General features: G+C 45.3%; 14 protein-coding genes and 1 tRNA gene. 11 read left to right on the top strand and 4 right to left on the bottom strand.

What is annotated here, in order from left to right; translation table 11 throughout:
* Positions 1–174 precede the first annotated feature (174 nt).
* From NQ564_RS18870 to meaB, 3 genes are all read left to right on the top strand, one after another.
* Complete coding sequence (locus NQ564_RS18870) at positions 175–552, top strand: DUF1573 domain-containing protein (protein ID WP_008152549.1); 378 nt, start codon at positions 175–177, stop codon at positions 550–552.
* Positions 553–577: 25 nt separating this feature from the next.
* The gene (locus NQ564_RS18865) at positions 578–1,693 is read left to right on the top strand and encodes a DUF1573 domain-containing protein (RefSeq protein WP_008152552.1); all 1,116 of its coding nucleotides are present in this window, start codon (positions 578–580) and stop codon (positions 1,691–1,693) included.
* Positions 1,694–1,785: 92 nt separating this feature from the next.
* Positions 1,786–2,886, top strand: coding sequence for a methylmalonyl Co-A mutase-associated GTPase MeaB (gene meaB, locus NQ564_RS18860; RefSeq protein WP_008152553.1), 1,101 nt, complete (start codon positions 1,786–1,788; stop codon positions 2,884–2,886).
* A gap of 172 nt (positions 2,887–3,058) precedes the next feature.
* On the opposite strand, the gene pfkA is transcribed toward meaB, so the two are convergent.
* The 4 genes from pfkA to porQ all read right to left on the bottom strand — a co-directional run bounded on the left by pfkA (position 3,059) and on the right by porQ (position 6,909).
* Positions 3,059–4,036, bottom strand: a complete 978-nt coding sequence (gene pfkA / locus NQ564_RS18855) for a 6-phosphofructokinase (protein WP_008152555.1) — start codon at positions 4,034–4,036, stop codon at positions 3,059–3,061.
* Positions 4,037–4,132: 96 nt separating this feature from the next.
* The gene (locus NQ564_RS18850; protein ID WP_008152558.1) at positions 4,133–5,005 is read right to left on the bottom strand and encodes a 4-hydroxy-3-methylbut-2-enyl diphosphate reductase; all 873 of its coding nucleotides are present in this window, start codon (positions 5,003–5,005) and stop codon (positions 4,133–4,135) included.
* Between the two features lie 2 nt (positions 5,006–5,007).
* Positions 5,008–5,700, bottom strand: coding sequence for a (d)CMP kinase (gene cmk, locus NQ564_RS18845; protein ID WP_036606842.1), 693 nt, complete (start codon positions 5,698–5,700; stop codon positions 5,008–5,010).
* Between the two features lie 216 nt (positions 5,701–5,916).
* Complete coding sequence (gene porQ / locus NQ564_RS18840) at positions 5,917–6,909, bottom strand: type IX secretion system protein PorQ (RefSeq protein ID WP_008152561.1); 993 nt, start codon at positions 6,907–6,909, stop codon at positions 5,917–5,919.
* A gap of 222 nt (positions 6,910–7,131) precedes the next feature.
* Here porQ and NQ564_RS18835 point away from each other — a divergent pair, with 222 nt between their 5' ends.
* The 8 genes from NQ564_RS18835 to NQ564_RS18800 all read left to right on the top strand — a co-directional run bounded on the left by NQ564_RS18835 (position 7,132) and on the right by NQ564_RS18800 (position 12,276).
* Positions 7,132–7,821 (top strand): energy transducer TonB, encoded by a 690-nt coding sequence (locus NQ564_RS18835; protein ID WP_008154384.1) that lies wholly within the window; start codon positions 7,132–7,134, stop codon positions 7,819–7,821.
* A gap of 64 nt (positions 7,822–7,885) precedes the next feature.
* Entirely contained in the window at positions 7,886–8,860 is a 975-nt protein-coding gene (locus NQ564_RS18830; protein ID WP_008152566.1) for a polyprenyl synthetase family protein, read from the top strand.
* Position 8,861: 1 nt separating this feature from the next.
* Complete coding sequence (locus tag NQ564_RS18825) at positions 8,862–9,650, top strand: TatD family hydrolase (protein ID WP_008152567.1); 789 nt, start codon at positions 8,862–8,864, stop codon at positions 9,648–9,650.
* Between the two features lie 144 nt (positions 9,651–9,794).
* Positions 9,795–9,882 (top strand) — tRNA-Ser (locus NQ564_RS18820).
* 81 nt (positions 9,883–9,963) lie between these two features.
* Entirely contained in the window at positions 9,964–10,701 is a 738-nt protein-coding gene (locus NQ564_RS18815; protein ID WP_008152572.1) for a MotA/TolQ/ExbB proton channel family protein, read from the top strand.
* An 8-nt stretch (positions 10,702–10,709) separates the two neighbouring features.
* Complete coding sequence (locus NQ564_RS18810; protein ID WP_008152573.1) at positions 10,710–11,183, top strand: hypothetical protein; 474 nt, start codon at positions 10,710–10,712, stop codon at positions 11,181–11,183.
* Between the two features lie 35 nt (positions 11,184–11,218).
* A complete protein-coding gene (locus NQ564_RS18805; protein ID WP_008152574.1) occupies positions 11,219–11,809 on the top strand; it encodes an ExbD/TolR family protein in 591 nt (196 codons plus the stop codon).
* Positions 11,809–12,276, top strand: a complete 468-nt coding sequence (locus NQ564_RS18800) for an ExbD/TolR family protein (protein WP_008152576.1) — start codon at positions 11,809–11,811, stop codon at positions 12,274–12,276. The genes NQ564_RS18805 and NQ564_RS18800 overlap by 1 nt, the downstream gene beginning before the upstream one ends.
* The last annotated feature ends 15 nt before the right edge of the window (positions 12,277–12,291 follow it).

Below are 12,291 nucleotides of genomic sequence, written 5' to 3'. Positions count from 1 at the left end.
AGCCCGAAAGAGGTTATTGCGTTCAAAAAGAAACGTTAAAAAATATTACCCGCACTACTAAATCTTTTTACATGCACTACTAATCCCATTTTCATGGGATGGTAGTGACATTTTGATAATTGTCTATTTATAATTATCTTTGCATTCTAATCAATAGCTAAATAAAAAGAGAAAATGAAACAGATTATTTTTATTTTTATGGCCATCCTGCTGGCAACAGGAATAGCTTCAGCTCAAAACAAAGCTGTAATCTCGGCAGATGAAACCTCTTTCGATTTCGGAACAATCAAGGAAGCGAACGGCAATGTATCGCATACTTTTAAAATAAAAAATTCAGGCGATGCGCCGTTGGTCTTGACACGTGTCATCGCCTCTTGCGGCTGTACGACGCCAGAATGGACAAAAGAACCGATAGCTCCGGGCAAAACAGGCGATATCAAAATCACTTACAACCCGAAAGACCGTCCCGGTCCTTTTGTCAAGACTATTTCCGTATACAGCAATGGTAAAACCGGTAGTTTTATCCTGACGATCCGGGGAGAGGTAGAATAATAACAGGAAAACTGAACGATAAAGAATGTTGAACAGAAACAAACTGGTCTTTATACTTGCCGGTATATTGTTTGCCATAAGCGGTATATCGGCACAAAATAACGCCCAAATCAGTGCAGACGAGTTAATCTATAACTTCGGTACGATAGGAGAGTCCGATGGATTGGCAAGTCACATATTTAAGATCAAAAACACAGGTAACGGCCCGCTTGTCATCACGCGGATCACCGCTTCTTGCGGCTGCACGCAACCCGAATGGACCAAAGAGCCCATCGCTCCGGGCAAGACCGGAGAGGTAAAAGTAACTTACAACCCGAAAGGGCGTCCCGGTCCTTTTTACAAGACCATAGCCATCTACAGTAACGGCAAAAAAGGCAGCTTCTCCTTAGGTATCAAAGGAAACGTGATTCCTAAAGAAGCTCAACCCATATTGATTTATCCTTATAGCATCGGCGATCTGAAGCTGCAAACCAAGAATATCCTCTACAGCACAGTTCGCCCTGAAGAGACATTGGGAGAAAAGATCAGCATAATCAATGAAGGAAAGACCTCCTTGAACATTCATTTAGGAAAGACGCCGCATTATCTGAACATCGTAGCCAATCCAGCTAAACTGGCTCCGGGTGAAACAGGCGAAATATCCATCCTGATAAATGCGAAAGAGGCTAAGCGAAAGGGCCGTGTGACAGCCGAAATTCCGCTGACTGTCGAAAGTGTCGGCCAAAAGAAAGGAACGGAAAGCCACCTGTACGTTGCAGCCAATATCATAGACGATTTCAGCAAACTGACCACATCGGAAAAGGCGAAAGCTCCGGTAGCACAGTTATCAGGGACACTGCTTGATTTCGGCAAACTACCCGACAAAAGCAGTTTCATCCCATTGGTCGGCGGCCGGGTCAGCGGTACGATCGAAATAACCAATTCCGGAAAATCACCGCTTGTCATCTACAGTGCATCCTGCGATGACGAACGCGTAGCCGTTTCCGGTGGTAAAAAAGAAATCAAACCGGGTACGACAGCCACTTTCAAAGTGACGGTCCGCCCGAAAGAGATAAAAACGAAGCTGGAAGCCCTCGTCAACATCGTATGTAACGACCCGAACGGTCCGGTACGGTTGGTGAAGGTGACAGCCAGTAAATAACCACCAGGTGAAAGTTGAAAGGTGAAAATTGAAAGTTAAAACAGCTTCCTCTTCTACCTTTCAACTCTCACCTTTCAACTTTCAACTAAATTATGGAACATCCCGAGAACGACGATCTGTACAAAGGATTAAAGGTGAATAAGGGAGTAGCCGATGTACCGACCGTAAATCCTTATCTGAAAAAAAGGATTCAACGCAAAGAATATACGCCTGCCGAATTTGTGGAAGGTATCCTGAAAGGGAACATTACGATCCTCAGCCAGGCGGTAACGCTGGTAGAAAGCTCCAAATATGAACACCAGCAAGTGGCACAGGAGATTATCGAAAAATGCCTGCCGCATGCAGGAAAGTCTGTCCGCATCGGTATCACCGGAGTGCCGGGAGCCGGTAAAAGTACCTCGATCGATGCGTTCGGTATGCATCTGATAGGGGAAGGACGTAAGCTGGCAGTGCTGGCGATTGACCCCAGTAGCGAACGTTCGAAAGGCAGCATCCTCGGCGACAAAACCCGTATGGAGGCCCTGTCCCGTGAAAAGAACGCTTTCATCCGTCCTTCGCCATCAGCAGGTTCCTTAGGTGGTGTCGCCCGTAAAACACGCGAAACGATCGTTCTTTGCGAAGCTGCCGGATTCGATACGGTATTTGTCGAAACGGTCGGTGTCGGACAAAGCGAAACGGCCGTCCACTCGATGGTCGATTTCTTCCTGTTGATCCAGCTTGCCGGTACCGGAGACGAATTACAAGGCATCAAACGCGGAATCATGGAGATGGCGGACGGGATCATCATCAATAAAGCAGATGGTGACAATCTTGAAAAGGCTAAGTTGGCAGCGGCGCAGTTCCGCAACGCCCTACACCTGTTTCCGGCTCCCGAATCCGGCTGGTTCCCGAAAGTATTGACTTATTCCGGTTACTATAATTTAGGGATAAAAGAAATCTGGGATATGGTCGGAGAGTATATGGAATTCACCCAAAAGAACGGCTACTTCAACTACAAGCGTAACGAGCAGGCCAAGTATTGGATGTATGAAAGCATTAACGATACGCTTCGTGAAACATTCTATCATAATCCGGCGGTAGAAAGTATGTTGAACCTTACGGAGCAGCAGGTATTGAATAACGAGATCAGTTCGTTCGTCGCCGCCAAACGGATGATGGACTTATTCTTGGAGAATTTGTCGGCCAGTAAATAAAAAAAGAGAGTGTACCAAATATTGGTATTCATAGGACGCAGACAACACAGACGAGCGCAGATTAACGCAGACATTATTGATTATCAGCAAAATAAATCTGCTCACGTCTGTGTTGTCTGCGTTGTCTGCGTCCAGTGATATCAAATTGACACACCTCGTTTTTTTGTTATTATCAAATAGAGGAAATCCGAAGTGCGTTCAGCAAATCGCGGTTGATCGGTTTGTCGTTCTTGATAGCTTTTGAGAAGGGTACATTGACGATCTGGTCGTTTTGGATGCCAATCATCACATTGCGCTGCCCGTCCATCAACGCATCAACGGCTGCCACTCCCATACGGGTAGCCAGGATACGGTCTTGTGCCGTCGGCGAGCCGCCTCGCTGCAAATGTCCCAAAATAGAGACGCGCACGTCAAATTGCGGGTACTCACGTTTCACACGCTCCGCCACTCCCATCGCACCGCCAGTCACTTCGCTTTCTGCCACCAGCACGATACTACTGTTCTTCGACTTGCGGAAACCGGTCTCGATCATCTCTGCCAACTGGTCTTTCTCTAATGAGATCTCCGGGATGATGGCAGCTTCGGCTCCGGATGCAATCGCACCGTTCAAGGCCAGGAAGCCGGCATCACGCCCCATCACTTCGATAAAGAACAAACGTTCGTGCGAAGTAGCCGTATCACGGATCTTGTCGACACACTCCATGATCGTGTTCAACGCCGTGTCGTAGCCGATTGTGATATCCGTCCCATACAAATCGTTGTCAATCGTACCGGGAAGTCCGACAATCGGCATATTGAATTCATCGGCAAAGATACGCGCTCCCGTCAGAGAACCGTCGCCTCCGATCACCACGAGAGAGTCGATACCATGCTCCACCAACTTGTCATGCGCCTGCTTACGTCCTTCAGGGGTTTTGAACTCCATGCAACGGGCCGTTTTCAAGATCGTACCGCCACGCTGTATGATATTGCTGACATTCTGAGTCTTAAATTCTTCTATTTCATCCGTGATCATCCCTTTATACCCGCGGTAGATACCTTTCACCGCTATTCCGTTATAAATGGCTGAACGCGTCACGGCACGAATGGCCGCATTCATACCCGGGGCATCGCCGCCGGATGTCAAAATACCGATGCACTTGATTGGCATATCTCTTTCTATTTTTAATGTTTACGGCAAAAATACGAATTATTTGCCAAAAACCTGTCCATTTTCCAAAACTTCATCAAATCTTAACCCGAAAAGTCAACGGCTGGCGTTCAATTCACGAATGCGCACGGCCACCTCTTCCATCAGCCACTTGGGAGTGGATGTCGCTCCGCACACGCCGACACTGCCCACACCTTTAGGTAACGGCTCGGTAATCTCCTTCGCCTCCGAGATAAAGACCGTGTTCGGATTTGCCTTCCGGCATTCTTCTAACAGCATCTTTCCATTAGAGCTCTTCTTTCCGGCAACAAAATACACCCAATCATGCTTGGAGGCAAACGTCTTGATGTTTGGCAAGCGATTGGCTACCTGACGGCAGATCGTATCGAAATATTCGAATTGCACCCCGTCCGCAATACGCTTCCGGATCTCATCCACAACTTCGCGGAAGCCGTCAAGCGACTTAGTTGTCTGTGAAAAAAGGCAGATATTCCGACTAAAATCCAGCCGGTCGAGATCCTTCATCTTCTCGATAACGATAGCCGTCCCTTCCGTTTGTCCGACTAAGCCATTCACTTCGGCATGTCCTTTCTTTCCATAGATCACAACCTGCGTATGGCTGTCTCGCGTAGCCACATAGCATTTATGAATCTTGCGCTGTAGCTGGAGTACCACCGGACAGGTCGCATCCACGATCGTGATGTTGTTCTGCCGGGCGATCTCATAGGTCGAAGGCGGTTCACCATGAGCCCGAAGCAACACCTTTTCTCCCTTCAGGCGGGTAAACTCGTCGTGCTCGATCGTCCGCAGTCCCGACTCTTCCAGCCGTTCCACTTCCAAACTGTTGTGCACGATATCTCCGAGGCAATACAACGTATTCGTATTCTTCAGTTCGCGTTCGGCACTTTCGATGGCCGTCACCACGCCAAAGCAAAAGCCGGAACCTTTATCTATCTCGACTTCTATCATGGCTAATCCGTTGTAACGACCTTTTCATACTGTTCCAGGAGCCAAGCCTTCTGCTCGGCAATCGTCAGATGCGAGTTATCCAGTTCCAAAGCATCATCAGCTTTACGGAGCGGGCTCTCGGCACGAGTCATATCGATATGGTCACGCGTCTTCACATTTTCAAGAACTTCCTCAAAAGAAGCGACCTCGCCTTTGGCTTTCAGTTCATCCAAACGTCGCTGGGCACGCACTTCCGGGCTGGCTGTCACGTAAATCTTGAGTTCCGCTTCCGGAAAGACTACCGTACCGATATCTCGACCGTCCATTACGATCCCTTTCGCCTTTCCCATTTCCTGTTGCTTGGCGACCATCGCACGGCGTACAAAACCTAAAGCTGCAATCGGACTCACGCGGTTGGCCACTTCCATTCCCCGTATTTCTTTCTCCACTTTCACACCGTTCAGATAAGTATCCGGACGTCCGGTTTCCGGGTTAAAACGGAAAGAGATATCGATATCGCACATGGCCTCCTGCAACTTCCGTTCGTCGATACCGCCGCTTGTAAAAAAACCATGCTGCAAACTGTACAAAGTGACAGCCCGGTACATCGCCCCCGTATCGATATAGGTATACCCCAGTTCCTTTGCTAAATCTTTTGCCATCGTGCTCTTCCCGGTGGAAGAGACACCATCTATCGCTATAATTATCTTTTTCATCACTACATATATTAATGTAAAGGAAATGCAAATATACAACAGTTTATTGCTCCCTTCCTTATAAATTATCCTATTCATCCTTATATTTTATTGTTTTCCATATAATCCACAAAACGCTTGCATCCAAGCGAACAAGCTATAAGATGTAACAAAGAAGCCAACGGATTAGTAATCTATTGGTAAAAAAACTAATAGTAAAAAAGAGAACGAATTTACTTAGAAGTCGCTGATCGTAGTGGAGATGCTCAGCATCATGGAAAGAGCCGAAGGATGATATTTGGCTACGGAAACACCAACGTCGAACATCTTGATCCGCACACCGGCACCACCGGAGAAACCGGCAAGAGCGTTCCCCCCCTGCAATTTCATATCCAATGCCGTCTTAGGGTTATACCCGATACCAAGCCAGAAGTTGTCGGAGGGAACATAGTCAACACCGATCACCAAATGTTTCATAAAAGACTTGAAAAAATTATCACCTGTATATTCTCTGTCGTAATCATCCACATACTCGACTTTCCACTTCGTCAAATACTGTGCAGTCAGCGACAAGCGGATAGGCGCATGAGCCATCTGCTTGGTGATCCCCAGTTGGATATCCCAAGGCATTTTCTGACGCTCGTCCTCATAGGCTTTCAGTTGGGCTCCGATATTTTTAAAAGCAAAACCGAAAGAAAATCCTTTTTCGGAATCATAATAACTCAAGCCGGCATCGACAGCCACACCGATCGAGGTATAATCTCCGATCCCCGAATATAAAAACTTCAACGAAGCCCCACCACGCCAGCGCTCGGAAAGGTCATACGAGAAGAAACCGTTCACACTGATATCCTTTGCCGTAAAATCTCCCGTCGGAAGGCCTTCCTCCGACATTCCCCGTATTTTTCCCTGGCTGAAGAACGAAGCTCCCACACCCCAGGCCCCTTTTTCCTTATATGCCTTGGTAAAAAGGGCGCTCCCGACATTGATATCCGATATATAATTCAGGTAATTCAGATTAACCATCTGATCCATCTCGGCTCCCAACAAAGCCGGATTATGAAAAATCAGGGACGGGTCCCGTTCGACCAAGGACATCGTATTGCCTCCCATCGCATTGGCTCTTGCCGAAGAAGGATAGCGGAGAAAGGTATATCCGGTGTCGCCGGTTTGCGCGACAACAGCCTGTAACAAGAAGGAAAAGAAGAGTATAAATAGAATATTTCTCATATTTCTCTGGTAAAATACGTACAAAGATAAATAAAACGGGTCTTATACACCCCATTTACAGAAACGGGAAAAAGCCGAAAAAGGTATATAGAAACTATTATTTTTATTCTCAGTCAAAAAAAAAGTAAAAATAACGTATATTTAATACGAATTGTTCGGATTTAAAAAATAACTCCGTATATTTGTCGCAGAAGAAAAACACATCTTTAAACACTAAGAGATATGGAAGTTAAGAAATCACCAAAAGCGGACCTGGAAAAAGGTAAGACGATGGGTATCCTGATGGGTATGATCGTCGGACTTGCAGTACTGTTCGTTGGCTTCGAATGGAGCGACCGTGAAATCACAATTGTCCAGAGTGAGGGCGTTGCTGATATCATCGCGGAAGAAGAAGTTGAAATCACGAGACCGGAGGATACTCCTCCCCCTCCTCCTCCCCCTCCTGCACCTGCTGTAGCAGAAGTATTAACCGTTGTAGAAGATGACGTCAAGTTAGACGATGTCGACATCGTTTCTTCAGAAGACGACGCTACTACAGCACAGGTTGAAGCTTATACTCCTCCTGCAGTAGTTGAAGAAGAAGAGGAATCTTCACAGCAGATTTTTACTGTTGTAGAAACAATGCCTGAATTCCCGGGCGGACAAGGTGCTTTGTTACAATACCTGGCAAAATCAATCAAATATCCGGTTATTGCCCAGGAAAACGGTATCCAGGGTCGTGTATCCTGCTCGTTTGTGGTTAACAAAGACGGTTCCATCGTAGATGCAGAAGTTATCCGTGGTGTTGACCCGTCACTGGATAAAGAAGCTCTCCGTGTGATCAACAGCATGCCGAAATGGTCACCGGGTAAACAGAGAGGTAAACCCGTACGTGTTAAATACACAGTGCCTGTTACATTCAGACTGCAATAATAACATGTAAATAGTACGAAAAGGCTGCTTCTATCGCAGCCTTTTTTATTTAAACAAATAATATATGTTCGCTTTTAATGATATCTTACAGAAAATAGAGCAGGAAATTACCCGGCTCCAATTCACCTATCCCCCCAAAAGTCTATACGAACCGATCGAGTACATCCTTTCACTCGGTGGAAAAAGAATCCGTCCGGCACTCGTCCTAATGGCATGTAACTTATATAAAGAAAATGTAGATATAGCCATCAAGCCGGCGTTAGGACTTGAAGTATTCCATAACTTCACCCTTTTGCACGATGACCTGATGGACGAAGCCGATAAAAGAAGAAACAAACCGACCGTCCATAAAGTATGGAATGACAACACTGCCATCCTTTCCGGAGACGCCATGCTGATTGCAGCCTATCAACTGATCGGCGAAACGAAATCCGAATCATTAAAAGAAATATTAGACCTATTCACCCGTACTGCGCTTGAGATATGCGGCGGACAGCAATACGATATGGAATTCGAATCGAGAACCGACGTAACGGAAGCGGAATACATCGAAATGATCCGTCTGAAAACGGCCGTATTGCTTGCCTGCGCCCTGAAGATGGGAGCCATTATGGGGAATGCACCGGAAGCGGATGCCGAAGCGCTGTACCAATTCGGCATCAACATCGGGCTGGCCTTCCAGTTGCAGGATGATCTGTTGGATGTTTACGGAGACACGGCTACATTCGGCAAAAACATCGGAGGAGACATACTCTGCAACAAAAAGACATTCATGCTGATCAACGCTTTACGCCTTGCTTCGGATACCCAGAAAGCGGAGCTGAACAACTGGATAGGCAAAAAGACATTCGATCCGGCAGAGAAAATCGCCTCTGTGACAGCCATCTATGACCAACTGCAGCTAAAAGAGTTGTCCGAAGAAAAAATACACGCATATTATAATCAGGCAATGAATTGCCTGGCCTCGTTAAGCGTAGATTCCGAAAGGTTAACCATACTGAAAGGAGTCAGCGCCCGTTTAATGAACCGCCAGTCTTAAAATGAAACTGATCGACACACACAACCATCTGTATTTAGAGGATTTTGATCCGGAGCAGGATCAACTGGTCACTGCCGCGAAAAAGTCGGGCATAGACACCCTGCTCCTTCCGAATGTCGACACCACCACCATCGGGCGGATGCATGACCTGTGCGACCGTTATCCGGATTTCACTTATCCGATGATGGGACTGCACCCGACCAGCGTCAACGAACATTATGCCAAAAACCTGAAGGAAACAGAATCATGGCTCGGCAAACGTGCTTATTGCGGAATCGGGGAAATAGGTATAGACCTGTATTGGGACAAAACATACCTGAAGGAACAGAAAGAAGTATTCGAGGAACAACTCAGATGGAGCATCGATCTCAATCTGCCGGTCGCCATTCACACCCGCGACGCCTACCCGGAAGTTTTCAACTCTTTATATAAGGTAGGAGCCGACACGCTCACCGGAGTCTTTCATAGTTTTACCGGTAATGAAGCCGAATTGGAAGAAATTAAAAAATTAAAAAATTTCAAAATCGGGATAAATGGGGTCATTACATTTAAAAACTCCAAGCTGTCGGATATCATCCGGCAGACAGACATCCGGAAAATAGTATTGGAGACAGACGCCCCCTACCTCGCCCCTGTCCCCTACAGGGGGAGAAGGAACGAGCCGGCCTATATCTGGAAAACGGCTGAAAAAGTAGCCTTGACCTATGGCCTGACACTTGAAGAGACCGTTGAAACAACACGGATAAATGCTCTAAAACTATTTAAAATCGAGAATAAACCAATATCGTGAGATATTTTCGCGCGTATTCAAAATTTATCCGCCAGATATTGTGCATATGTCAAGCAAAAACTATAGATTTGTGCACTGAAACGTTTGGATATGCGATTTTTTTCGTATTTTGCACCCGTTTTAGAGAAGCGGTGGCTTGTTTTTGGAGAGATGCTCGAGTGGTTGAAGAGGCACGCCTGGAAAGCGTGTAAACCCCTAAAGGGTTTCGCGGGTTCGAATCCCGCTCTCTCCGCTTTAAGATACCATGACGATTATTAATAACAAAAAATAAAAACAAATAAGAGAATTATTAATCTTAAAAATTAAACACACAATGAAAAAGTATTTTGCAAAAACGTTCATGAGTTTATGTGCTCTTGGAATCTCTTCTGTAGCATTCGCGCAAGAAGCTGCCGGAACCGCTGTTGAAGGTGGTATGTACCAGGCTTTGAAGACTAAGTTTATCGAAGGTGGTGCCGACTTCATGAGTTTGGTTGCTATCGCATTGATTTTCGGTTTGGCTTTCTGCTTGGAAAGAATTATTTACTTGAACTTGGCTGAAACTAACTCCAGCAAATTGCTGAAAAGTATTGAAGATGCTTTGGATAAAGGTGATGTAGAAGGTGCAAAAGCTATCGCTCGTGATACAAGAGGTCCTATCGCTTCTATCGCTTACCAGGGTTTGATGAGAATTGACCAAGGTATTGATGTTGTTGAAAAATCTATTGTTTCTTATGGTGGTGTTCAGGGTGGTCTTTTGGAAAAGAACATGTCTTGGATCACATTGTTTATCGCAATGGCTCCGTCATTAGGATTCTTGGGAACTGTAGTAGGTATGGTTATGGCGTTCGATAAAATCGAACAGGTTGGTGATATCAGCCCGACGGTTGTAGCAGGTGGTATGAAAGTGGCCTTGATCACAACAGTAGGTGGTTTGGTTGTTGCATTGATCCTTCAGGTATTCTATAACTATTTGCTGAGCAAACTGGAAGCTATCCTGAACCAGATGGAAGACGCTTCTATCACTTTGCTGGATATGGTTATCAAATACAACCTTAAATTCAAAAAATAATTAGACTTATGGCAGTTACTAAAATAAGAAAAATGTCCAGTTGGACATTGCTGGTGGTTTCACTTATCAGCATTGTCGTACTGGGTATGTTCTTCGGCGGAGGCATTACGAATCCGGGAGAAGAAATGAAAGAATATGTATACACCGGCCTGTTATTGAACTGGACAACCGGATTGTTCTTTGTTACAATCGTTTGTATGGTGTTATTTGCAATTTGGCAGTTTGTCAATTTGTTGAAGGTTAATCCTAAATCCGCTGTTGCAGCTTTAGGTGTGGTTGTTGCATTCGTTGCAATGTTATTCATTACCTACTCTATCGGTGACGGTACTCCGTTGCAGGGTCTGAATGCTGATTCGCAGAAGTATAATACGGTAGGCTGGTTGAAGATTACAGACATGTGGATCAATTCTTCCATTGTTTTAATGGTATTGATCATCATAGCTGTAGTAGCAGGAAGCGTAAAGAAAATGCTGAACAGATAATTTAGTAATAACGAATCGATAAAACAAAAAGCTATATGGCAAGAAAAAAGAGAAAAGTACCCGCAATGAATGCGACTTCTTCAGCCGATATTGCTTTCATGTTGCTTATCTTCTTCCTTATTACTACATCTATGGATACAGATAAAGGTTTGGCAAGACGTTTGCCGCCTCCTGTTCCTAAAGACCAAAAGAAGAATGATGTTGATGTTAACAAGAGGAACTTGTTGGTTGTATTGATCAACAGTAGCAACCAGATTCTCTGCGGCGACCAGTTCGTCGACATCAAGCAATTGAAAGACAAGGTTAAAGAGTTCATCGAGAATCCGTACAATGATGCGAATAAGCCCGAAAAAACAGAAGAGGACGTTCCTTTCTTCGGAAAAGTAATGACTGCTAAAAAGCACGTTATCTCTCTGCAGAATGACCGTGGTACTGAATATCAGGCTTACATCAGTGTTCAGAACGAATTAGCAAAAGCATACAACGAACTGCGTGACGATGTTTCCAGAAAGAAATTCGGAAAAGCATTCGCAGATCTGGATGAAGAACAACAAAAGGCTGTGCAGCAGATTTATCCGCAAAAGATTTCTGAAGCAGAACCTAAAAATTATGGAGATAAGAAGTAATGGGAAAGTTTAGTAAAGCGGGCGGACGTGAAATGCCCGAATTGAATACGTCATCATTACCTGACTTGGTGTTCGCTTTCTTGTTCTTCATCATGATGGTAACATCCATGCGTGAAGTAACATTGATGGTGCAATTCCGCGCTCCACAGGCTACTGAACTTCAGAAGCTGGAAAAGAAATCGTTGGTTACATTCATCTATGTTGGAAAGCCCAATCAGGAATTTCAAGGAAAGATGGGTACTGAAGCCCGCTTGCAGTTGAACGACAAGTTCGCTGAAGTATCGGAAATTCAGGACTACATCGCTCAGGAAAAATCCAGTATGAAAGAAGAAGATCAGCCGTTCATGACAGTATCTATCAAGGCCGATAAGGAAACCAAGATGGGTCTGATCACAGACGTTAAGCAGGCGCTTCGTGAAGCATACGCATTGAAGATTAGTTATTCTGCTCGTCAGGCTGCTGACTAATCTCTGGATATACAA

It is taken from the genome of Parabacteroides johnsonii DSM 18315 (genome assembly GCF_025151045.1).
Taxonomy (GTDB): domain Bacteria; phylum Bacteroidota; class Bacteroidia; order Bacteroidales; family Tannerellaceae; genus Parabacteroides; species Parabacteroides johnsonii.
Note: the sequence above shows the minus strand (reverse complement) of the source record. Positions and strands in the feature narration are given on the sequence as shown.